The following is a 23618-nucleotide window of genomic DNA, read 5'->3' on the forward strand; positions in this document are numbered from 1 at the left end:
CTCAAAATGAAATAAAAAAACCTCCCGAAATGAACAAATGTTCAAATCCATGGGAGGTTAAAATATGTTAAAGCTTTTTTCACTTGGTAAGCTGTTTATATTTGTTCAAGTACTTCACGACGGTCAGCACATAAGTGGCATGCGACCAAGTGAGTGGAGCAACGGATACGGGTTCACCTGTGAAAGGGTCTAATTGTTCCGACAGAACGCTGCTTTCCATGGCGTGTTTGACGACCCATTCAAGGGTTTGACGCGGTGCTTCGAGATCCGCCAGTGACTTGGCGCACTCGATTTCCCATTCGGCAATCCACAGTGTACAAATAATCCAAGGGTTACCTGGCACGTTCTCAATATCCGTGGAGCGTTGGAAATAATAGTCGTGATGATAACGAGCGGAACCTCCGACTTCGGTTTTGATCATGAGTCCAGCTTTGTTGGCTTTCATCGTACTCACTACACGATCATCATCAGCAGGCAGAACGCCGAATTCAAAGATGCCGTAAACGGAGCTTTCGAGCGTCATATCCTTCACCCATTCGCCATCTTCCATGTACAAGCCGCGAACGAATCTTTGTTCTCCTTCGTCCCACAGATGCTTGAGGATACCGGATTTGATTTTCTCCGCTGTATGCTTGTAACGATTGCTTCGCTCTTCATCCCCGAACAGGTTGCTGAAGTTGGAAGCGGCAATAAGTCCGCCATAAACCGCTGAAGCGGTAAACGTAAATATACCGTAACGCTCTTCCCACAGATCATAACTTGGCTTCGGCAAGTTCAATTCCTGATCAATGTAAGTGGACATGAATCTGGCCGCTCTGCGAATGAGATTGCGATAGAGGGATTGGGCGAATTCGAGGCTTCCATTTTTCTGGAAATCCTGCCAAAGGGCATATAGCACAAGGGCAGTCTCATCTTCTTGAATAGGAAGCTGTACCCGTCCGGAATGAATGTATGGATGCCAACTTGAGCCTACGGTGCCGTCCGGATTGTATTTATGATGCAAGTAACCTTCAGGTGACAGCACGTTCGCACAGAAGTTAAAGAAAGGAATAATCATACCTTGGTAGCCGGCCATGGACATGGCATAAGCAATTAAAGCGCCGTCCCGAGGCCACATATAACTGTAATGATCGCGATTGCTTTGCATGATATCGGAATCGTTCGCAGCGATGATCGCACCGTTTACATCCGTTTGGGTCCTGACAAGCAGTAGACTTTGTTTGAAAAGCCGTTGGACTTCGAGCGGCAGATCGCCGTAATCGCGTTCAATTTTGTTTGCCCATCTTTGCCAGTACACGGTTACGCGGTCAAGGAGTTTACCAGGGTGGCTATCTTTGACATAAGCATCGAGCTTCTTGACTTCCTCCAGCGATGTGCCTGCACCCATCCAATAATAAAGTGTTTGGTTGCCGCCCGGTGGTACGAAGAGTCGAAAAGAAATTGTACTATCGACTGAGCCTTGAGCAATGGCATTGCCCATCAAATGCCCATCTTCCGCGTCGCGCCAAGTTCCCTCGGCATTATAAAACCTTTTGACACCTGTTGAGTATTGATAAATGCCTTCGGTTCCTGTACTGCCGTTAAACATAAAATATCTGTCTTTCTTATAATGGAATACCGTATTATTCGCTGGATAGTAAGCGGCTGTATCCCCAACTTCTGTCTCATTAATGAGCAAGTCTTGATTGAAGAACATCCGTATTTCGCGAACGGTACTATTGTGATTCGTAATTTGGATACGTTTGAGGTAAATATCCTCGCGCTGATGAACCCCGTCATTCATGAGTAGAGTGACACCAAGACCGGGATGCGTAGCTGTCACTTCGGTGACGAGCGAATCCTCCACATAGGCAAGTTTAAATTGCCATTCAGGGGCATTCAGCCAGGCGAAGGAACCATCCACCCATATACCAACACGGCATTGATAACCGCCAATATGGTTAAGCTGGCCTACGAAAGGATAATACAGATCTCGCATGTAGGAATGCTGATCGAGGTTAATAAGAAATTTTCCGTTTCCGATGACCAGATGTCTAGGCAATAAAATCACTTCCCCACTCGTTTGTTTGATCGCGCGATTCAGAACCCGTCCTTGAGGTATCCAGCTTGGGATATCGCGTCCTCGATTCGCTAGTGACTAGGACATAGTTAGCACAGGGCTTGCCAATAGGTTACCTAATTATTACCAAGGAATCAATGATTGTTTGAAAAAATTCTGAAAATTCCCACTGGTCACGCTTACAAGCTGGCATAGTTATCCATATTATTTCATTATTTCCTTCTGGTTGGGGAATATACCTGACCGCTGTGGGTGAAGGAGAATCAATTTATCGTAAGTTTCGGTTGTCAAAGTGCTGATCTGGTCCCAATGATAGGTCTCGCTGATTTTGCTCAAAGCGGCCGCGGCGAGTTCGGTTGCGTCGTCAGGCTTTTCTAAAAATTGGGCAATCTGAAAAGCTAGTGCGTTAGCATCCCCCGGGGGCACTTTGCAACCGTTAATACCATGATCCACAATTTCAGCAAGACCTCCTGTATCAGATACGATGAGTGGTGTCCCGCTAGCCATTGCTTCCAAAGCTACAAGACCAAATGGCTCATAGAGGCTTGGAATGACACAAAGCTCCGCGGAAAGCAAAAGCTGATTTTTGTCGGTCTCATCTAGAAATCCTGTAAAGCTGACCCGGTCACTTAACGGAGCGGCTAGTCTCTCTAATGCTTCAAGCTCAGGCCCTGTACCCGCGATAATCAGCTTAGCTTCAGGGTAACGTTTGAGCACAAGCCGCATGGCGGCTATGAGGATATGCACGCCCTTTTCATAAACAAGCCTCCCAAGGAAAGCAATAATTCGATTCTGTTCATCACCGCTAAAAAGAGCATTAGAAAGAAGCGGACTAACAGTCACAAGGGAAGCAGCAGCTGCGCGAAAAGGAATAACACCATTAGGTATATGAGTCGTTTTATGGATAGGTACATGAAATAGGCGAATGACTTCTTGCTGCATATAAAGGCTGCAGACAACGAGCTGATCAGCTTCGTCGGCTAACTTATTTTCTATTGCATGTATCCGTTGTTGCACTGGGGTATCCAGCTTCCCTTGATTTCGGCCATACTCGGTGGCATGGATCGTTGCAAGGAGCGGGAGATGTAGTGTTTTTTTAGATTCTTTGGCTGCATAAAAGACAAGCCAATCATGAGCATGAATGAGATCGAAATGCATGCCTTGTAAAGTTAAGCGATAGATAGCATCGGTGAAAGCCATATTCATTTGAAAGACCCAATCCAGGAAGTGAATGGCTCCAGTGGACTGGAGAACCTCTACACGATGAATATGAACCCCATCAGAACGCTCATAGGGATGACAATCGGGAGCAAGACACGTAATGACATGAACTTCATGGCCAAAGGCAGCAAGATGCTTAGATAAGTCGCAAACAGCTCTGGCGAGACCACCGATTACACGCGGCGGATATTCCCATGCGAGCATAAGAATACGCAGAGGTGTGGACTTGGTATTGGATGAGAATTTTAATAAAGTACTATCCAAAGAGCTATTCAAACTTATGGAAGGGCTAGTTTGGAAAAGACGGTAGTGGAGCTCCGGTAGAAAGGGGGATCTCCGTTCTAAGGAAATCACGATTTCGGATAGCTCTTTGTCTGAAGCTGCTGTTTCTAGTCCGTTAAGTAATTGATGAAAATGGGATAAATGCGTTTCTATGCGGTTAGCCGCATAGGTGGTTACCGTTTCCGCATCTAGGATGAATGTCCAGTCGCTGCTTTGCGCGAGCATAAGCTCTCTCGCGGCTTGATTCATTGCGCGCTGCTGCATCTTTGTGAGCAGCTCGGGGTTCGGGTGCTTTTGTGCAGCAAGCACCATAAGATCCTCCGCCGCGTGCAGCAGCGGATGTACCCACTGGCTGCGCGGCTGCAGCCAGACCTCGGCGTAGCCGCCGCGGCCCCAGCTCGACACGGGAAGCTTAGCTTCCGTGGTCGGCGCATGGGCGGCGGCATAGCCGCCTAACGTAGTCGTGTCCACGACTACGCCTTCATGGCTGCGCGCGGCAGCGAGCCCGCGCAGCACGGCCTCAAGCCACTGGTGGCCTTCGTACCACCAGTGCCCGAACAGCTCGGCATCGTATGGACATACGATGACCGGCGGTTCCGCCGGCCGCGCTTCGCGGTCGCCGGCGGCCAGAGCTAACGCCTCGCGCTCCTCAGCGAGGCGGCGAAGCTGCGCCACCCGGCTAGCGACGAAATGCTCAGCATCCTGCTGAGCTTTCTGAGCGGCCCGCGCCGGGTGGTAGGGCGCTTTGGCGTCACCTGCCGCTGCGCCGGTGACGCTGTAGTACTTGAAGCCCGTATGTATGCGTGCGCCGTCAGGCAGCACATAGGGCTTCAAGTACTCCCACTCGGCCCCGCCGTCTTGGCCGAGGTCGTAGCCGATATCGCGATAATATTCGCGATAATTGGGATCGCTCGGGTACCCGACTTCGGCGCTCCATACCTGGGCGCCGGCTTCGAGGTCCCGAGCAAAGGCGCAGGCGCCGCTCTGCGTGCGCAGCGGCGTCCCCGCCGCGCTCTTTACATTCGCGGTGCCATTCGCGTTCGCCGCGTCCACCTGCGGCGTTATCACAGCCTGCGCGTGCGCATGGGCGTCCACTACGAAGTAGCGAAGGCCAAGTGCCTGCAGGTGGGGCTCCAACGCAGGCGTATAGCCGCACTCCGGCAGCCAGATGCCAGCCGGAGCGGACCCGAAATGCCGCCGGAATTCCGTTACGGCGGCCTCGAGCTGCGTGCGCAGCGCGGAGTCGTTCTTGACTAGCGGCAAGAACGCATGCGTCGCGGCGCACGTTATTAATTCTAAGCAGCCAGTGCTTTTTAGGCTGCGGAACTTACCAATCAGATCGCCCCGAAGGCGATCGTACAAAGCCATAAGCCGATGGTACTGGTCGGCATAGAGCTTTGCCGTGGGCCCGAAGTCGGCATGACCCCACAGACGAATAACTTCTCTCTGAGCCAGTTCACACAGCGAGGTTAGATGCCTGCGAAGCCTAATCTTTAAACGTGAATCCTCGAGCATGGCAAGAAGCGTCGGGGACAATGACAAGGTGAGATGGAAGGGCACTTCATCTTCAAGAAGCCGCTCCATCATTTCGATCAAAGGAAGATAGCTATCGACAACGGCTTCGAAGAACCATCGTTCTTCTAGGGTGATGTTCTCTTCCTCATGTCGAACATAGGGGATATGGGCATGTAAAAGCAAGGCAACGAAGCCTTGTACATTAGTGCTGGTGCTCACGTTGGCGTTTGTGTTTGTGCTCAATCAGTATCGCCTCCAGATTCTGTATCTGCTGAGTATGCGGTCTTCGGTGAATACACCGAATAGGCAGAGAAATGCTCATTAGGTTCAGGCGTCATTAGCTGAAAGGAAACGGCAATAGGCCGGTATGTAACTAGTTGATCATTCGTTATTTGGTGAGAAGGATAATCTTGATTCGTATCTATTGGGGGAGTCTGAATCGTATTGGAACGCAGAAGCGGGAGAAACTGCCCCTGTTCATTCAGAATACCAAGATCCGCGAAGTAACTTTGGCCTGGGTGAAACCCGCTCACAAAGCATGATTCTCCTTGGGGAAGTAGAAGTTCTGAGACACTGTCAGCTTGGTGGCTATCTATAGGTAGATCGGTTACATGATAAAATCGCAATGTAGGTTGAAGTGACTGCCAGTCTGTATCGAAATGTTCCTGTACCATGTTCTTTTTTCTGCTAGAGAGCTGCCAGTAAGTAAACAGAACGGTCGGGGACTGGATAAGCAAATGAAGTGTATCCCGATCCATAGGATCAACAGAGAGAGCTTGGATAGGTATCGGTCTCACCTTTTCTCAGGGTAGTTATGGAAAATAAGCTGCAAGGATCTTGAGCAACATTGTAGCATATGCGCCATACAAACGAAAAATCTCCACCTTATCTAAAAGGGGGAGATCACTTGTATATCCCTTACTTGGTTGGATTTTGCCCTTCCATGTACCGGTTTTCCGTAAGTCTCATTAAGGAATCGTACCGATTCACCGAAGAAAATATCAAAAGGTATTCATCCTGTTTGACATTGGTATAAGATGCTTTGAAACCGGTATGATATTGCACGGTCATGCTGGAGGATTGATCGTCATACTGTACAAAAGCGATCTGTCTAGAAACGCTTGGAATCATATTCACGCCGCTCTCCCCTTCATCGTAGACTTCGGAAACCACGTATCGGATACATCTATACTATAATTATGCTTACCCAAGTGCGTTTAGAATGTGTCCACGATAGGAATGGACAAGCTGCTGAGCAAGTTCAGGATCCGTCGATTGAGCTACAAGCTGAAAGACAGGATCATCGGCATCAGGCAGCAGCAGGACCCACCCATTCTCATGATAAAACTTAATGCCATCGATTAGATCAACGGGTACATCTTTCGTCCGTTCCATCATGCTCCGCATGACCTCTCCTTTGGAATCCCAAGGACAATCAACACGTTCACGAAGAAGATGAAAGCTAGGAAACAAGGAGAGCAGATCCGAGAGCGGAACGCCGGTTCTTTCCAAATGGAGAATCACCAATCCAATGGCAAAGAGAGAATCGAACAAGGGATGTATCCTCGCTTCTTGTGTAGCTTCCATAATGGCTCGAGACCATTCCTTCGTACGAACGATCTTCCCGCCAAGCCCCTCGGCCATGCTTTCTAGAAGCTGGGGTGCACTGCCGGGAGCACCAATGGTTGCTCCTGGACGGCTGTGCAGGTAACAAAGATAGAGGAAGACGGTTTGTAAATCGCTGTCTACGAGCTCGCCTTTTTCCGTTATTAACTGCATGGTTTGTCCATCATCGTGAACACGTAAACCGAAACTCGCAGCAGATAGTGGGATAAAGACGTGAAGCGGTTCCTGCCTACTTGTAGATGTCACATGGATAGCTTCAAGCCCCAGCTTTTCGAAAAATGGAACAATGAAAGGCTGCAGCCAAGAACTCGATTCAATGACGATGCGAAGAGAAGACTGATGAGCACGTTCATATGAGATTTCTTGGGCCAAAGCATCTATATAAGTTTGTAACCAGTGCACTTCTTCTTTGTAGCTGCCAATCTGCTTCATAGTGGCCCGTCCATAATCTTCTTGCCAAAAGCTGTTCTCCACTTTACGCTCTGCTGATTTCGGAATAGGCAGTCCTTCAGCGTCCATACAGAGAAGACTGCAGGCATCGTTCTCTTTGCCAGACCACTCGAGATGAATTCCTCCAGCAGCACCCAAGTGACGAATAGCAAAGGTAGATGCAGGTGCAAAGCAATCCCCTAAATCAATAACATGCGTCCCTACAGATTGTAGGCTCGCTGTCAGTGTACGCTTTAATAAACGAGTGAACGTATGGGGAGCACAGCTTACCATGAGCGTTTTGCCGGGAGCTAAGGTTGCTCCATAGGCTGTGGCGAATTTAGCGACTAATTCCGGTGTTAAATCTAGATTTGGAATACCACTTACGCCGCTTGTCTTGAATAATGTTTTGGTTGCGTTATCTCCCCAGATATAGGAGGTATGAAGACGGGTCTTATCACGAATTTGTTTATGGGGCCAAATTTTTACGTTGGGTTCAATGCGGCTTTTCGCACCGATGACCACATGGTTGCCGACAACCGAGCCGTCCCCCAAATAGGAGGCCTCTTTACAAATAATCCGACTAGTCAGTGTGGAACCGGCCAATTCGTTGTGCTCAGCAATATGGTTATGATCCCACAGCACACTTCGCGTTAATTTGCTCCCTTTGGAGAGTTGATTATTTTGCCCGATGATGCAGTACTCACCGATTTCTACTTCGTCTTCCAGCCTACTCCCTTTCCCAATGAAAGCAGGACCTATCACACGAGCGGTAGCACTTGTTTCTACATCATCTGCGATGTAGACGCCAGGGCGGATCTGTGTTCCGTGTATGTCGAGCTTCACTTTCCCGTCTAGCATGTCAAACTGAGTTTGACGATATTGCTGCAGGTTGCCGATATCCGTCCAATATCCAGAGCTGATATATCCATAGAGCCCATTGTTTTCTTCAAGCAAGGCAGGGAAAAACTGCTGGCTGAAATCAAATTCTTGCCCCAGCGGTATGCGTTCCAGCATCTCAGGCTCCAAAATATAAATACCTGTATTTACTGTGTCACTGAACACTTCCCCCCAGCTTGGTTTTTCCAGAAAACGAGTAATTTGCCCCTCTTTATTTGTGATAACAACACCATATTCCAAAGGATGGCTGACACGAGTCAGGATTAACGTAGCTTTGGCTTGCTTTTCTTTATGAAAAGCGAGTGCTTGTTTCAAATCGAAATCAGTTAATGCATCCCCGCTTATTACAATAAAGGTATCGTCGAGAAACTCGTGCGCATGCTTCACACTCCCAGCTGTACCTAGAGGACTTGTTTCTTCGAAATAATGAAGATTGACGCCAAAAGCTTGTCCGCTGCCAAAATAGTCGCGTATTACTTCAGGTTTGTATTGCATGGTGACTGCTATATCCTGAATGCCGTGATTTTGGAGCAGTTCAATGATATAGGCCATGCAGGGCCTACCGAGAAGAGGCACCATGGGCTTGGGGAGATGACAGGTAAGGGGACGAAGTCGCGTTCCTTTGCCTCCGGCCATAATAACAGCCTTCATTTGTGGTACCTCCTTAGAATTTTTCTTTAGCAAAACTTGCATCGTAAGAGCGGTTTTCCCGTAATTGTTGTAGGCAAAGGGAACGTCAATCAGCTATTTCTATGATTTACCCCCAATGCTGCACTTTGCACTTTTGAAAGAAATAGCGTCCTCTAGTTCCCACCCTTTAATGAGTGGCTAAGGCTAAATTGTTGCTTTGACCTGAATGACAGGTTGGTAGTGGGTAAGCTTCTGGTACTCATTCTGGATATTTTGAGCGATATGGCTCCATTGGTAGTGCTGTTGCAGCAGTTGGTAGGCGCTATCAGCCATCTTGGCGGCTTGCTTTGGCTGCATCAGCATATCCGTAATGTGCCAAGCTAATGAATCGACATGACCTGGGAGAGCCTTATAGCCGTCCACACCATGCCGAATAATTTCAGCTAAACCGCCTGTGTCGGAGAGTACCAGAGGTTTCCGGTGGGCCATGGCTTCCAGCGCTACGATACCGAAAGGTTCGTACAAACTCGGAATCACACAAACATCCGTAGATTGATAAAGCTGTGTGCGATAAGCATCATCAACAAAACCGGTAAATAAGACGCGATCTCCTAAAAAGGCAGCCTGGGAGCGCAGCTCACCTTCCATAGGTCCAGAGCCAGCGATAATGAGCTTAGCTTGCGGGACTTGTGAAATGATTTTCGGCAGAGCTTCCAGCAGGTTTTGAATGCCTTTTTCATAAACAAGCCTTCCGATGAAGAAAATGACTTTGTCTTGCTTTGCTACTATATGAGGTCGGTTCATTGTCTCTACGTTTGGTTTTTGAGTTCGAATTCCATTCGGATGTACGCTCACTTTATCGGAAGGAAGATTAAATATACGTCCTACTTCCTCTTTCATATAGGAGCTGCATACAAAAACACGATTAGCCTCATAAGTCAGCTGCCACTCCAAATGATGAATCTTGCGCTGCAGGTCGGAGTATAGATTTCCTTGATTTCGTCCCCATTCTGTTGCGTGAATCGTGGCTACTAAAGGGATGCCATAGCTGGTCTTTATTTCTCTTGCCGTATGAGCAACCATCCAATCATGCGCATGCAAAAGGTCGATTCGCCCGCCGTTTTCTTTCCATCTGACAAGATGGTCGGTCATGGCAAGATTCATTTCGAACGTCCAGTGGTAAAAGTGAGTATCACCGGAATGGTTAATAGGGAGCCTATGTACGTAAACGCCATTCATCTTCTCAAAACTAGGCGCACCATCATAGGAGGTTGTGATGATATGTACGATTTCTTCGCGAGCGACAAGAGCTTCCGATAGCTCATGGACTGCTCTTGATAAGCCACCGACATGTTTGGGCGGGTATTCCCAAGCAAGCATGAATACGTTCGGACGGTGTTTAGTTTCCTCCAGTAATGTTTCCCATTCCTTCAAGTTTGGAATAATAGGGATAGGGGAAAGCTGCTGTATGCTTACGTAATCTCGAAATTGGATATTTGGAAAGCAGTTGTCTTTCTCCTCCAAAACGGTAAGAAGTACCTCGTCAACCTGTTCCCGATCTACCTGATCGCAGAGATGGTGGAAGCATCCTAGATGTTCCTTCGTTCGGCGAATGGCATGGTCGACGTCACTCTGTGCGTCCATCATGAACGCCCAATCGCTGCTTTGAGCTAGCATGAATTCTCTTGCAGCTTGATTCAAAGTCCGTTCCAGAACGCTGGCGCTTAATTTACCATGGCGAGAGAGATGCTCATGTTTCGTTGTGAGCTCGATCATCCGCTCTTCGGCTTGATGCAGATGACGATAAATCCAGTCGTTATGTCCCTGCAGCCATATTTCGGCGGAGTGGTTACGGCCCCAACTAGATTCGTTCAAATTTCCGACAGCAGCTATTGGATATTCCTCTAGATATTCACTAGGTGTAATCATCTTAATCGTTTGCTGATCGAGAAACATTTTGCGGCAGAACAGCTCAAGAAAGTGAGGTCCTTCATACCACCAATGCCCAAATAGCTCCGCATCATAGGGGGATACGATGAGGGGTTTGCGATCCAGCCAGCGTTCCCAATGAGCGGCCTGCTTCTGGCGATTTGCCAGGAAATGGCCGGCATGTTCAGACGCTTTCTCTAGGGCTCGCTCTGGTTGATAAGGTTCCTTGTGGCTGCCTTTGCTTGTGTTGCGGTAATATTTAAACCTTGTTGCCGGGTCGATGTCATTATAGTATTCACGATAGTTGAAGTCCCCTGGGTAGCCGTTTTCGGAACTCCTGACTTGACTGGTGGATTCCGGATCCAGAGGAAAGGCAGTTACCCCATAGGGGGTCATGAGCGGGGCAGCTAATTCTCGAGTCGGCTGCGGTGAAGCGAAAGCGATAGCTGTGGAATCGGTGAAGAAATATTGGATCCCAGCCTGCTTCAAAATGCGGTCAATACCAGGCGTATAGCCACATTCAGGTAACCAGATGCCGCGAGGCTTTTGATCGAAATAACGTTCATAATCCCGAACTGCCGTCATAATCTGTGCATGTATTGCCTCTTCTGTTTTCATTAGAGGAAGAAATCCATGCGTAGCGGCCGAGGTAACAATTTCAATACGACCTATATCTTGATAGTGTTTGAATGTGGCAATGACATTTCCTTTGCAGCTTTCATATAGCGTAAGAAGCTCACGGAATCGTTCTGCATAACGTCTGGCCAGAGGAAGAAGAGAAGGTTTTTTTTGTAACCGAACCTGTTCCTTTTCTGCGAGCCCAATAAGCTTACTAAGGTAAGCGTGATAGTTGTCCTGCAAGTTTGGATTGCTGAACAAGGACAAGATAGTCGGAGTTATGGAGAAGGTCAAGCGGAAATCTATCTTATCACTTGTTAGACGATTCATGACTTCAATTAGGGGTAAATACGTTTCCGTCATGGCATCGTAGAACCACTGTTCTTCCAAAATATCGCTCTGATCCTGATGACGAATATAGGGAAGGTGAGCATGCAGCATGAGAACCAAATATCCCTTGAGCTCTGGCTTCGGTTTGATGCGATTGATCAAGAGATAACGTCACCTCACATAAGGAGAGTAGGCTTGTATATTTTCAAAAAAATATGGCTTGATTCGATTGTAGACACGTTCGGCATGGGCTTCTGGTATAACCGTTTGCATCGGTTCTCCCCATTTGGTTTCGGTATCGTTAGGTGTGACGACGCAATTGGAACGAAGAAGAGGAATGAACTCGTGCTCCCAAGTGTAAGTGCCAATATCCACAAGGTAGGTACGTCCTGCACTTAGATGGTGAAGATACCAATTATTAGCTTCAGACGTCGTTGTTACATCCCAGTATCCATGTGCATTACTGCCATTGAAATATAGGCTAGTCACATCGTACAAACGTATCACTTTGGGCATTAACGCATAGTCGCATTCAAAATGCTGAGAAACAAGCCATCTCAGCCTATCGCTAATTTCCCAATAAACATAGAGCGAATGTGCATCCACGATCATAAGATGGAGTATGTCCTTGTTATACCGATCGGGAACCTCGAACCCTGCGGTAGGTAATGCCTTCAAGGTGAATTCCTCTTTTCTAATGCTAATTACTACCTTTTCACTGTAAAAGCATTCGCTTTTCCAAAGAAAAATATGCGTAGATTGCTAAAATCTAGCTGTCCTAAAAAAAAGGAATTTCAAACTTTTCTGGCGAATATATTGGACTAATCCGGGTTAAGAAGTTTATGCTTACGATGCAAGCTTTCCTAACGGAAAGCTCTAAGGGAGGGTTTTTCATGAGTTTTTGTTGTGGAGCCAGTATGATTGGAACGAAAGGTACCTTGAAGCACATTCGTACACAAATTCACAATGTGCCCATTCTTTTTTGCCCGGTATGTCATCGCATTGAAGTTCACTATCTGGTGGAGAACGAATACGAGATACTAGCGGAGTATGCTCACGGTGATGGTGCTCCTGAGGTGGATTTTACGGAATATGTAGATGGTAAGGATCATCTATTGCATGATAATTGTGTCAACCATGAAGGCGAAGAGCCTTTAGATATAGTACGCTGTCAAATTGATATGGCCCTTGATCTGCTTGGGGTCGCGAAATCTATTGGCGATAGTGAATGGGAAGATCAGCTTAAGAAACGATTGAAAATGCTGAGTGTACGCCGAGATAAACTGAAAAACAAAAAAACCTCCAAGCACACCTAGAGGTTTCCTTGATAAAGCCACTCTCTTTTCCTAGCGGAAAGGGGTGGCTATTTTTTATTTTTCTCATTTATTGAAGTTCTTGCAAAAGCTTCGCAAAATCCTTCTGAAGATTCCTGCTCAGGGGAACCTTAACAGGCGTATGATTTAAATGAATAAGAAATCTTCTCGATGTGGGGAAGCCACTTTCTTTCACATACGATACCACATGGCGCAAATTGACCAGAAAACCTTTGAACGGACTGAACATATGAGGGGAGCTCTGAGCCAGTATATCCGTTAAATTCGTGCTGGACTCCATATGTGCTCCATTCATGAGATGGATTCTGGACAAACGCTTATCTTCTTTCTCAATGAAGAGGATGGAATCTTCAGATATAGGGAGCTCTGATTTTTGATTTTTGACAGTAATCCATGTTGTAGTTCTAGGCTTCGGTGCTTGTAGCTGTTGACTGCGTTCTAGTTGAATCTCCGTAATGGCCTTCCGAATAGCCGCTTGAAACTTTGGCAGCATCACTGGCTTGGACAGAAAGTAGAGGGATCCTAGATCATGAAAGCTCGTCAAAACATGGTCAATGTTCGTCGTTCCGCTAACCATAATGACTTTCTGCTGATATCCAGCGCTTCGCAAGGATTGAACCATCGTGATGCCATCTAAATTTCCTTCCAATCCAATGTCCACTAGCAATATGTCAGGCTGAAGCTGATCGTATAATTGTATGAATTGTTCGCCTTCAGAAACGATTGATATGACTCTTAGCCCGCATTGTTGGCTATAACTTTCAAGTAGTTTGCCTGCCCAATAGTTATCTTCTACGATGGCCACTGTGAAACGGTGTCCCATACGTTCATCGCACTCCCATCCTCTCACCCATGGACCGCATGCATCCTGTCAACTTATACTCAGAAACAGCCAACTTAGTCCACTTTGAAGGCAAAAGAACGGTTATCTTGTATAGTTCTAGTTGTGGATTCAAATTAGGTAGACTGCTTAAGAGTGGCTTAGAAATGAGGGAACGTGTATTTGTTTACATGGGTGAAATTTATCCTAACCTGTATTGATTTTGTACCAATGATTTTATTCGCATTATTACTTTTCAGACAAAGAGTGAAACCATATTGGATACAAATAACGCTCGCTGCACTCGCAGGAACGATAGTCGCTTATTTCGACAATTGGCCTTTATTATACGTTTGTATTATTTGTTCGCTGCTTATAATGGTTTGGAAATTTAGCCTTGTACCGACTTTAATCATAGCATTATCCGGGTATATTCTATCGGTCATCGTATCTACGACTGTCCTCTTTTGTTGTGATTTAACCGATCTTGCTGCTTACACAGATATCAAGGATGACTCATTAACGACTAATTTGATATTGCTTTTGACCATTATGACGAAATGCGGCGTTCTTCTTGCCATTCATAAGCTTCGGCTCGGATTTACTTTTCTCTCGAATTATACGAGAATACCGCTGACTAGGGAAAATGCTGGCTTCTATCTCTTCATTGTTGTTGTTATTATTGGAATCACATACCGTTATTCCTATCCGGATAGCGTGCTAAGCGCGCTGATGCCGATCCAATTGCTAAGTATGGCAACAGTTCTCTTCATCTATGTCATGTTAGGTAAGGAACTTGGCTTTCAAAGATGAGTGCCGGGGGTTAGATTCAGCTTCCACAACAAACCCTGTATTGCGAGCTTCATACTCGAGAAGAGTCTGGTGATATTTCTTTTGCGGCATAGCAGCGATGGTGACACTAGGACCTTCTTCATAAGCATGAAAATAAAGTTTGCCTTCTGAGGGGGCATACTTTTTTATTTTGTTCAGATTAACGAAAAGATGCATGTCCAATTTCACAAAATGATGATCCGTTAATGCTTCTATGAAACTCGTGAACGCCACAAGAGATTCTACGTTCTCTTCCAAGATGCCATCAGGCGAAACATATTGGATCGATTTAATACCAAACTCAACATACCAGACGTTATCTAAACGGATTTGAAAGGAAGTTGGCGAAGACGAGGCGTCCTTTTCTAAATATCCAGCTTTTATTAGTAAATCTGTGTAAGGATATTGATAGGCTTGCGATAGCTTTCTCAAGGTGTCAGGGGATGGCTTGATGACATCATTCGTGGTACGATTACGTCCGAGCTCTAAATCCCTAATATAGGCATGAGACAAGCCGCTTTTACTTGCAACTTTACGCAAGGACAATTTACCTCGTAAGGTCTCGAGAAACTTGCCAAAGTGATTGCCGGGTTCCAAATGAAACACCTCCCATGCCTTAATTGTAAAGGATTCAATGTTAAATTGAAACCGTACTTTAGGTTTTATTTGCCATTAGGTGCCCATTTGAACATCTATGGTATAATAAATTTACTTTTTATTTCTGATTACATATAATTGTACCCCCCGAATTGTTATACATAGGGACGAAACTACTATACTGTGAGGTGGAACGGTGCTACTGGTACTATTCAAAAAGTTTCTTGGAAAGAAGGAATCCCAGGGACAAAGTGAACCGCATGCCTCTTCCCTTGAGGTTACCATACATCAAATTCAAGCAGGAGACCTACGACTTAGGAATCAATTTATTGCTGACTACCAGCCCTATGTGGCTAAAGTTACAAGTAGGTTCTGCAAGCGATATATCGACCCCGCACGAGATGACGAATTCAGTATCGCTTTAGCAGCGTTTAATGAAGCAATTAATCAATATTCTTCCGTAATGGGAAGGTCTTTCCTAGGCTTTGCTGAAACAGTCATGCGGAGAAGATTAATTGATTTTTTACGAAAAGAACAGCGTTTCAAAGGTCAGATTCCTTACAGCTCGTTCGATCAAGAAGATGATGAAGATAACCTACTCAATCCAATTGAGGTTCATCAAGCTATTGAAGCTTATGAAAAGCAAAAGGGACTTGAAGAACGGCGAAGTGAAATTATTGATTTTAGCCGATGTTTAAGTGATTTTGATATCGATTTCTCTGAATTGACAGAAGCATCCCCTAAACACGACGATTCCAGGCAAATGCTGTTCGGTATCGGCCGCACGCTAGCACAGGATGCAGGGCTTATGCGTACTCTTCTGACGAAACGGCAGCTGCCGATTAAAGAGCTGTTGGAGCAAGTTCAGGTTTCCAGAAAAACATTGGAGCGAAACCGTAAGTATTTGATTGCGATAGCTCTCATCTTTAACGGACCCTACCCTTACTTGCGAGATTATTTACATATTCGAGAATGAGGAAAGCATAAAGAAAGGAAGAACAGCGCATGAACAAGGGAATCGTAATGGAAATAAGCGACAGCTCCATTATTGTCATGAATCCAGAGGGTCGGTTCGATAAGCTTCCGAGGGGAACGCGGAATTGTGAAGTTGGGGAAGAGATACTATACGCACCTGTGAAGCGGCGTATGCGTGTGCCGCAAATGGCAATTGCATCGGGACTAGCGGCGGCAATTGTACTATGCTTTGTTTTAGTATCAACGTTGACTGGAACGGTTCCAGGTGGCCAAGTGGTTGCTTACGTAACCATTGATATCAATCCTAGTGTAGAAATAGGAATTGATAATGATGAAGTCGTTCAGGATTTAATTGGGTTAAATTCAGATGGCAATGACTTAATTCAATCGTTAGTCTATAAGGGCAAGTCGTTAGAAGCTGTTACATCCGATATTTTAGACAAAGCCGAGCAAGGAGCACTTGCTAGAGGTGAAGCAGATATCATTATCAGCTCAACGATTGTAGAACAAAAAACGGATGTGAATGATCAGGCCATTGCTACAAAGCTGAAAGCTCAGGTGAGTAAGCATATAGAGCAAACCCATCCCGATCAGGTTAAAAATTATGAAGTGACTGCGTTCGCCGCCCCGCAAGAAGTAAGACAAGAGGCGAAGGCAAGCGGTGTATCGGCCGGGAAGTACGCGATATATTTAAATGCGGTAGACAATGGTGCGAAAGTATCTCTCGACGACATCAAATCGGTGTCAATTCATCAACTCGCAAAGGATAACGGCGGGATTGATAAACTGGTAAAGCCGGATAAACCGATCGATAAATCGTCTCTGCAAAGGCTAATCGCAGATGAAAAATCCGGAAAGCTAAGCGAGAAAATTCAGCAAATTGAAAACGAGAAATCGGCCAAAGACAAGAACAACGATAAAAACGAGAAGAATGATAAAAATAACAATAGCAAGAACGGGAATAATGGCAAGGCTACGGTGAAACCAACACCGACACCGTCTTCGAAGAATGACAAGAACGACAATAATAATAAGAACGACGATAATAAGAATGACAAGAATGTCAAGAACGATAGGAATGGCAATGATCGTAATAATGACAACAAATCAACGCCAAAGCCGAACCGCTCGGATGATGACAATGAGGATGATTCCAAAAAAGAATCATCCTCAAAGCCTAGAGCGACATCAACGCCTAAGCCTACTGTAAAACCTTCCAGTAAGCCAACAAGCTCAAGCAAACCGACGGTTAAGCCATCTGCATCTGCTAAGCTAACGCAGAAACCGAAATCGGAAAATGATAGAAGCACCGTTTTCCCTTGGAGCTGGAGCGATCGGAACAACGATTCAAAAAACAACGATGATAAAAGGGATTAGTAAGAGTTAATAGAATAGAATATGTACATAAGCACCCTAGATAAACACCCTAGGCTTACTTCACTATTATGTGAAGTTATGCCTGGGGTGTTTATGTATGTTTTATTCGGCAGAGCTTATTGGAGGAACATGGATCATGGAAACTAGGACCGAGTTGTATTACAATAGTTGTAAGCGCAATTATGATTGATTTTCTTAGTTGGAAGGGAGATTTTGGCTTGAGATATTCGACTTTCGGTAAATCCGGCTACAACGTTTCATCACTTGGATTTGGTGCTATGAATCTTCCAGGTGTACCATTAGAACAGGCAAGAGAAGCATTGAATTACGCCTTGGATCATGGGATTAATTATATCGATACTGCAGCTGCATACCGGAACAGCGAGGAAATTATCGGCGAGTGCATCTCTCATCGCAGACAGGAATATTTCTTAGCAACGAAGACAGGGGCACGTGATTACGAGACAGCGAAAGCGGAGATTGAACGAAGCTTGGTTCGGATGAAAACAGACCATGTAGATTTACTGCAAATTCACTACGTGAACTATGTAAGCGAGTTTAAGAAAGCGATGGATATTGGGGGCGCTTATGAAGCTGCTCTTGAGGCTCAGCGGGAAGGGAAAGTGCGATTTATCGGCATTTCCGGACACCGTCCAGATTTACTTGCGAAATGGATCGCCAAGGGGCAATTTTCGCAGATTTTGTTTCATCTCAATTTGGCACAGCCGTTTGCACTTGATGAGTTGATCCCAAAAGCGACAGAGATGGATTTAATGAAAGTAGCCATGAAGCCTTTATCCGGCGGGTTCATTCAACCAGTTGATCAGGCCATCCGCTATCCATACAGTCAAGACGTGCATGTGACGATTTCCGGGATGGTGAGCATCAAGGAAGTGCAAGAAAACTTGGCTGCGCAGGAGCAGGAAGTAGGAGCCGAGGAGCGCCAGGAGCTGGAGCAATTAGCGATAGAGTTAGGTCAACACGATTGCAGACGCTGTAACTATTGTTCTTGCCCGCTTGAAATCTCCATCCCTGATGTGATGATTGCTAGTAGATTTAGAGAGAAGTTTGGTTTGCTCCCCAAGGGAGACGGATTTTTCCAAAGACAAAAGGATAGAATAGTAGGCTGTGCAGACCATGATCCATGCAAAGAGAAACCGCTTTGCGAAGAGAAGTGTCCTTACCAGCTGCCGATGCAGTCAGTCGTGCAGAAAGCCGCCTCTTTTTATTAATTGGAGAGACTATAGAAACTACAGAAACTATTTGAAGGTAAGGAGAATTACCTATGTTTGCTAAAATTACGGATATAACGACGGGCGTATTTACGTCATTGATGGTTAATGAAACAGGGGCAGACGCCATCCTCGTCTGTCTAAGTGAAGCTGAGCTGCGCCAGGACGCTGTCCTCGGACTACCGCAGCTCGATCAGGCCCTTGAGCGCATGCGCGCAAAGGGCCTATTCACTGGCGCCTCAGGCGAGCTCGAGGCGCTGCCGACCCACGGGCTGCTGCCGTACGCGTACGTGTTCGTTGCGGGGCTCGGCCCCGCAGCGTCACGCGATACGCTGCGCGCAGCCGCGGTGTTCGCAGCGCGCAAGGCACTCGCGCTGCAGTTCGAACGCTTGGCGCTTAAGCTGCCAAGCGGGTTCGACAGCCGGTCGGCCGCCTCGGCGCTGACCGAAGGGCTGCTCCTCGGTACGTACCGCATCGCGGCGTACCGCAAGAACGAGCCTGCGCGCGCGGAGCTGCCCCAGGCGGTGCTGCTCACAGAAGCGGCTGCGGATGCAGCGCTTCTGGAGGGGGCGATCGCAGCCGCTGAGGCGGTTGCGGAGGGCACGAACTACGCCCGGGATCTCACGAACCTCCCGGGCAATAAGCTCGTTCCGGCTTCCATCGCAGAGGAAGCCGTTCGGCTCGCCCAGCACTACGGCTTCGCCTGCGAAGTGCTGGACGAGCACGAGATTGCCGCCCGCGGGATGGGCGGCCTTACCGCGGTTGGCGCGGGCAGTGTCAACCCGCCACGCATGATCACCCTGCAGTATAAGGGTGATCCAGATTCCGCCGACGTGCTGGGCCTCGTCGGCAAGGGCGTGACCTTCGATACCGGCGGGATCTCGATGAAGAAGCCCGACGGCATGGAAGAAATGATCAGCGATATGGGCGGAGCCGCTACACTGCTCGGTGCCCTGCACGTCGTTGGTCAACTGAAGCCGAAGGTGAACCTGGTCGTGGTTATCCCTGCGGCGGAGAACATGACGTCTGGTTCAGCTTATCGTCCCGGCGATATCGTGACGATGCTAAGCGGACATTCCGTGGAGGTTTTGAATACAGACGCGGAAGGCCGCATTATATTGGCTGAGGGCTTGACCTATGCCAAGCAGCTGGGAGCGAACCGCCTGATTGATGTTGCAACATTAACAGGGGCCATTTTAATCTGCTTCGCCGATGTTGCGACAGGCGCGGTTACGAACGATGACGAGTTCCTGAAACCGCTGCTCCATGCAGCTTCGGCAGCTGGTGAAAAAGTATGGCAGCTGCCAAACTATCCGGAGTATCGCGCCATGCTGAAGAGTGATGTCGCCGATATTAAGAATGCGACTTCATCTGATCGCTGGGCAGGAGCCATTACAGCAGGTCTATTCATCGGCTACTTCGCCGAAGAAACGCCTTGGATCCATCTGGATACCGGCGGCACGGCTTGGTTATGGTCGGCCAAAGGCATCGAGCCTAAAGGTGCAACAGGTGTCATGGTTCGTACTTTAGCGGCCTATCTGTGTGGCGAAGAACTTAACTAGTTTTTCTTCTCCACTATAGTTTGATTAAAGCAGGAAAAGTGGTAAAAGTGCTCGATCAAGGTAGGATGGCTTAGTTTAGAAGAACCGTCTGATGAAATAGCAGTCTTTAGGAGCTTCTATTTCACTAAACTAACCCTTAAAGCAGCAAATAGAAGTCCCTAAAGGCTCTAATATACAGAAGTAATGCTGAAATTGGTATCATCCGCGAGAAATAGAAGTCTCAAAAGCCTCTTATTTAGCAGTTTTTACGCGATTTTCTCTAAATAACAGCCTCTAGAGACTCCTATTGAGAGGCATCACTTGCACAAGCTCCACCAATCATGAGCTTAACCTAGGTTTATCCAACATGAACACAAAAAAATCACCCGTCATCGAGTTATCGCCATTCAACCATGAAGTACGATGGTTGAATGGCGTAATAACTCAAGGCAGGGTGATTTTTTAATCTTCCTAGGCGCCAATACTTTGTCCAGCTGCAGCCGGCTGATTGACAGGCCTTTGAAGCAACTCATTTACGTCGGACATCCGAATGACCAGACGGTTGATTTCATTTGTTGTAAATGAGAGATGCTCGGTGCGCTGTTCAAGCTGCGTTAAGGAAATGCCGATCCAATTTTTCTTGCGTCGATGTAGGAATAGATCATATTTTAACACCGTCATTGTGGCGGCGAGGGGATCTGGCTTGATATAGACATCTTTCATGATATCTTCCATATTGAAAAAGAGCTTCCCGCGCTCCCATCTTACATACCCTGGTTCAAACAAGATAACAAGAAAATCAGAATCAGTCTTGTCCTTGTTCTCCATTGTAATCAATCTTACAGTACCTTTAGCTTGATTCGGCTTAATGAACTGATTGGATCGAATATCGGGAAGAAAAGGAACAATGAGAAGCGGACATACACTGGCGATATACAAATAAATGGTTGACTGAAACATGAGAGAGAGTACAATGAAAGTCAAAAAGAGTAATAAGCTTGTGATAAGACCAAAATAGTTTGGTTTCATAGTATTTGGGTGATCCCGCCTGACATGATAGATTAAGTAATCAGTCCTATTTTACCATAAGCGCCCTATAGTTTGTAAACTTTAAGATCAGTCATCCATCATAAGAATCACATCAGGAGGCGAACATGGTAATGAAGATTGCGGGTAATTTACGAAAACCCAGAAAAAAAGTATCCCCCTACCGAAGAAGCCTGCTCATCGCAACGTTGGAGGGGTTCCCAGCGGTTATTATTTTTCAGCTCCTTGGCGGTCCGTTTCTAACGGGTTATTTGCTTTATTTAGGAGCGACTTCAACCGAAATTGGTTTAGTGTTGGCCATTACAACTGTCGTCAATATCATTCAGATTGGGATGGCTGTAATCATGCAAAAATTTAGAAACCGCAAACGGATGCTGCTTATATTTGCTTCGTCACACCGATTGCTTTGGACTTCTGTGGGCTTGATTCCTTTTTTATTTCCCGAAGATCTGTGGGTTATCATGTATATTGTGCTTTATACGGCTGCTCATTTGGGAAATGCCGCGGGTGGAATCGTTTGGACCTCACTGATAAGTGATGCGGTGCCGGGTCCGGTTCGAGGACGATATTTTGGACTTCGCAACACGATATTAGGCGGGGTAAGTTCACTTGCGCTTTTCATAGGCGGACAAATATTAGATCGCTATCCAGGCGGGCAAGGCTTTTCCTATTTATTTATCATATGCAGCGTTTGTGTGGTCTTAAATATACTGGCCTTCGGTTTATATCCGAATCCACCCTTCGAGCCATCTACGGCATCGAATCCGGTAGGGATGATTGGGAAGCCGTTGAAGGATCGCGCTTTTCTTAAAGCGATTCTCTTTTTGGCTGTATTTTTATTCGTGCAAGGGGTAACCGTGCCGCTCTTCTCTTATGTTATGCTCAAGCTGATGAAAATTAATTATGAAACAGTCTCGTTAATTACGGTCGTACATACGGTGGTCATGATGGCTAGTTACTATGTATGGGGCAATCTGAATGTGCGATACTCGGCTCAAACCTTGCTGCTATGGTCCTTACCGATCATTGCACTAGCTTGTTTATTATGGGGAGCGATTGCTTTCATTCCAGCCGTTGTTGTTCTGTATGCCGTTCATATCGTTCTTGGCGTTGGACTGGGTGGGTTTAATCAGATGGTGTTCACGTTTACGATAGGCGATACACCGAAGAGCGAACGTCCAATGTATATTGCTACTTATTCGGCTATCACCGGCTTTGCGGCTTTCTTGGGACCGATTTTTGGCGGAAAACTATATGCCCTGATTACGAATGCCCCGATGTGGGTGCAAATATATGGTGTTTCTACGGTGGTTGGCGCTGTTTTACTTGTACTTGGACTGGTAGTTGGACGTATGGTGCTAGGAAAACAAATGAGGAGTGAAGCATAAATGACAAGGAAAAGAATTGGATTAATTGGTCTAGGTGATATCGCACAAAAAGTGTATCTGCCGCTTTTATCGGTCAACGAGCAAGTAGATATCGTAGGGATTATGAGCTCAACCCCGGCGACGGTAGAACGGATGAAGGCAAAGTATCGCATTCCTTACGGGACAACGAATTTAGATGAGCTTCTTGCACAAGGGCTGGATGCTGTTTTCGTACATAGTCCGACATCTACCCATTACGATATAGCTATGAAAAGTATGGAGAAGGGTGTAGCTGTTTATGTAGACAAGCCGTTGTCCTACGATTGGGCTCAGTCCGTCCAGATGGCTTCTTATGCGGAGCGAAAAGGTGTTTTGCTGGCAGCGGGGTTTAACCGCAGGTTTGCTCCCCTTTATATGGAGGCTAAACAATGGCTGCAGGAGGCAGGTGGCTTCGATTGGTGTTCAGCTGTTAAGCACCGCATTAAGCAGCAAGGGCATAGCGCCAAAGAGACGTTGTATGATGATCTGATTCACATGCTGGACCTTTTGCTATGGCTTGGAGAGAGCCCGTACGAAGTGCGTACATATAACCAACAAGTCGATGAAGCAGGCAAACTGCTCCACGCTTCAGGGACGTTGGCATTTTGTTCTTCGCTGGGCAATTACAGTATGGTTAGACTTGCTGGTGTTGATTTAGAAAAAGTTGAACTGCACGGCAGCGGCCGATCGGTAGAAGTAACGAACCTAGAGTCATCCATTTTTTATGAAAAAGGGGCCGCCCCACGTGTGCGCTCCTTCGGAAGTTGGGACACGGTGCTTGAAAGAAGAGGCTTTGCTGGTGTTGTTCAGCATTTCCTGAACAGCTTGGACAATCCGAATGCCTGCAGCATCCGTGGAGACCTTGTTCTAGAGTCACACCAACTAGTGGAACGATTGTCCGTATAAAATCGTACAGAAA

Annotated in this window: 18 protein-coding genes; 8 read left to right on the forward strand and 10 right to left on the reverse strand. The window is 46.6% G+C overall.

Annotation, left to right across the window (positions count from 1 at the left end; all coding sequences use genetic code 11):
* Nucleotides 1-79: 79 nt before the first annotated feature.
* The 7 genes from QFZ80_RS01715 to QFZ80_RS01745 all read right to left on the reverse strand — a co-directional run bounded on the left by QFZ80_RS01715 (nucleotide 80) and on the right by QFZ80_RS01745 (nucleotide 12217).
* A complete protein-coding gene (locus QFZ80_RS01715) occupies nucleotides 80-2041 on the reverse strand; it encodes a glycoside hydrolase family 15 protein (protein WP_307555757.1) in 1962 nt (653 codons plus the stop codon).
* A 222-nt stretch (nucleotides 2042-2263) separates the two neighbouring features.
* Entirely contained in the window at nucleotides 2264-5320 is a 3057-nt protein-coding gene (locus QFZ80_RS01720) for a 1,4-alpha-glucan branching protein domain-containing protein (protein ID WP_307556914.1), read from the reverse strand.
* On the reverse strand, nucleotides 5317-5835 hold the full coding sequence (locus QFZ80_RS01725; protein ID WP_307555755.1) for a DUF4912 domain-containing protein: 519 nt from the start codon (nucleotides 5833-5835) through the stop codon (nucleotides 5317-5319). The genes QFZ80_RS01720 and QFZ80_RS01725 overlap by 4 nt, the downstream gene beginning before the upstream one ends.
* Before the next feature lie 160 nt (nucleotides 5836-5995).
* The gene (locus QFZ80_RS01730; protein WP_052228876.1) at nucleotides 5996-6208 is read right to left on the reverse strand and encodes a hypothetical protein; all 213 of its coding nucleotides are present in this window, start codon (nucleotides 6206-6208) and stop codon (nucleotides 5996-5998) included.
* A gap of 72 nt (nucleotides 6209-6280) precedes the next feature.
* Nucleotides 6281-8683, reverse strand: a complete 2403-nt coding sequence (locus QFZ80_RS01735; protein WP_307556916.1) for a sugar phosphate nucleotidyltransferase — start codon at nucleotides 8681-8683, stop codon at nucleotides 6281-6283.
* 183 nt (nucleotides 8684-8866) lie between these two features.
* Nucleotides 8867-11701, reverse strand: coding sequence for a 1,4-alpha-glucan branching protein domain-containing protein (locus tag QFZ80_RS01740; protein ID WP_307556918.1), 2835 nt, complete (start codon nucleotides 11699-11701; stop codon nucleotides 8867-8869).
* Nucleotides 11702-11710: 9 nt separating this feature from the next.
* Nucleotides 11711-12217, reverse strand: coding sequence for a DUF4912 domain-containing protein (locus QFZ80_RS01745; protein WP_307556920.1), 507 nt, complete (start codon nucleotides 12215-12217; stop codon nucleotides 11711-11713).
* 215 nt (nucleotides 12218-12432) lie between these two features.
* On the opposite strand from QFZ80_RS01745, the gene QFZ80_RS01750 reads away from it, so the two are divergent.
* Entirely contained in the window at nucleotides 12433-12855 is a 423-nt protein-coding gene (locus QFZ80_RS01750; RefSeq protein WP_307549413.1) for a hypothetical protein, read from the forward strand.
* A gap of 67 nt (nucleotides 12856-12922) precedes the next feature.
* Here the strand turns inward: QFZ80_RS01750 and QFZ80_RS01755 are convergent, their stop codons facing one another.
* Nucleotides 12923-13696 (reverse strand): LytR/AlgR family response regulator transcription factor, encoded by a 774-nt coding sequence (locus QFZ80_RS01755; protein ID WP_307549412.1) that lies wholly within the window; start codon nucleotides 13694-13696, stop codon nucleotides 12923-12925.
* 180 nt (nucleotides 13697-13876) lie between these two features.
* On the opposite strand from QFZ80_RS01755, the gene QFZ80_RS01760 reads away from it, so the two are divergent.
* Entirely contained in the window at nucleotides 13877-14506 is a 630-nt protein-coding gene (locus QFZ80_RS01760) for a hypothetical protein (RefSeq protein ID WP_307556922.1), read from the forward strand.
* Here the strand turns inward: QFZ80_RS01760 and QFZ80_RS01765 are convergent.
* Nucleotides 14477-15121 (reverse strand): helix-turn-helix domain-containing protein, encoded by a 645-nt coding sequence (locus tag QFZ80_RS01765; RefSeq protein ID WP_307549409.1) that lies wholly within the window; start codon nucleotides 15119-15121, stop codon nucleotides 14477-14479. The two genes, QFZ80_RS01760 and QFZ80_RS01765, sit on opposite strands and share 30 nt — an antisense overlap.
* 196 nt (nucleotides 15122-15317) lie before the next feature.
* On the opposite strand from QFZ80_RS01765, the gene sigI reads away from it, so the two are divergent.
* From sigI to QFZ80_RS01785, 4 genes are all read left to right on the forward strand, one after another.
* Nucleotides 15318-16097 (forward strand): RNA polymerase sigma factor SigI, encoded by a 780-nt coding sequence (gene sigI, locus QFZ80_RS01770; protein WP_307549407.1) that lies wholly within the window; start codon nucleotides 15318-15320, stop codon nucleotides 16095-16097.
* A 29-nt stretch (nucleotides 16098-16126) separates the two neighbouring features.
* Nucleotides 16127-17473 (forward strand): anti-sigma factor domain-containing protein, encoded by a 1347-nt coding sequence (locus QFZ80_RS01775; RefSeq protein ID WP_307556924.1) that lies wholly within the window; start codon nucleotides 16127-16129, stop codon nucleotides 17471-17473.
* 218 nt (nucleotides 17474-17691) lie between these two features.
* Entirely contained in the window at nucleotides 17692-18705 is a 1014-nt protein-coding gene (locus tag QFZ80_RS01780; protein WP_307556926.1) for an aldo/keto reductase, read from the forward strand.
* A gap of 53 nt (nucleotides 18706-18758) precedes the next feature.
* Nucleotides 18759-20267, forward strand: coding sequence for a leucyl aminopeptidase (locus QFZ80_RS01785; protein ID WP_307556929.1), 1509 nt, complete (start codon nucleotides 18759-18761; stop codon nucleotides 20265-20267).
* A gap of 450 nt (nucleotides 20268-20717) precedes the next feature.
* Here the strand turns inward: QFZ80_RS01785 and QFZ80_RS01790 are convergent, their stop codons facing one another.
* Nucleotides 20718-21275, reverse strand: a complete 558-nt coding sequence (locus QFZ80_RS01790; protein WP_307556932.1) for a hypothetical protein — start codon at nucleotides 21273-21275, stop codon at nucleotides 20718-20720.
* A 125-nt stretch (nucleotides 21276-21400) separates the two neighbouring features.
* Here QFZ80_RS01790 and QFZ80_RS01795 point away from each other — a divergent pair, with 125 nt between their 5' ends.
* Nucleotides 21401-22681 carry an MFS transporter gene (locus tag QFZ80_RS01795; RefSeq protein WP_307556934.1) on the forward strand — a complete coding sequence of 427 codons (1281 nt, stop codon included), beginning with the start codon at nucleotides 21401-21403 and terminating at the stop codon, nucleotides 22679-22681.
* Nucleotides 22682-23605, forward strand: coding sequence for a Gfo/Idh/MocA family protein (locus tag QFZ80_RS01800; RefSeq protein ID WP_307556936.1), 924 nt, complete (start codon nucleotides 22682-22684; stop codon nucleotides 23603-23605).
* Nucleotides 23606-23618 lie beyond the last annotated feature (13 nt).

It is taken from the genome of Paenibacillus sp. V4I7 (assembly GCF_030817275.1).
In the GTDB taxonomy this organism is placed as follows: Bacteria; Bacillota; Bacilli; order Paenibacillales; family NBRC-103111; genus Paenibacillus_E.

Bases quoted from the DNA above. Each gene is read 5' to 3' on its own strand.
- QFZ80_RS01725 (WP_307555755.1), bottom strand. From the start codon at position 5,835: ATGGATCGGGATACACTTCATTTGCTTATCCAGTCCCCGACCGTTCTG.
- QFZ80_RS01790 (WP_307556932.1), bottom strand. From the start codon at position 21,275: ATGAAACCAAACTATTTTGGTCTTATCACAAGCTTATTACTCTTTTTG.
- QFZ80_RS01735 (WP_307556916.1), bottom strand. From the start codon at position 8,683: ATGAAGGCTGTTATTATGGCCGGAGGCAAAGGAACGCGACTTCGTCCC.
- QFZ80_RS01785 (WP_307556929.1), top strand. From the start codon at position 18,759: ATGTTTGCTAAAATTACGGATATAACGACGGGCGTATTTACGTCATTG.
- QFZ80_RS01730 (WP_052228876.1), bottom strand. From the start codon at position 6,208: ATGATTCCAAGCGTTTCTAGACAGATCGCTTTTGTACAGTATGACGAT.
- QFZ80_RS01755 (WP_307549412.1), bottom strand. From the start codon at position 13,696: ATGGGACACCGTTTCACAGTGGCCATCGTAGAAGATAACTATTGGGCA.
- QFZ80_RS01795 (WP_307556934.1), top strand. From the start codon at position 21,401: ATGGTAATGAAGATTGCGGGTAATTTACGAAAACCCAGAAAAAAAGTA.
- QFZ80_RS01800 (WP_307556936.1), top strand. From the start codon at position 22,682: ATGACAAGGAAAAGAATTGGATTAATTGGTCTAGGTGATATCGCACAA.
- QFZ80_RS01775 (WP_307556924.1), top strand. From the start codon at position 16,127: ATGAACAAGGGAATCGTAATGGAAATAAGCGACAGCTCCATTATTGTC.
- QFZ80_RS01750 (WP_307549413.1), top strand. From the start codon at position 12,433: ATGAGTTTTTGTTGTGGAGCCAGTATGATTGGAACGAAAGGTACCTTG.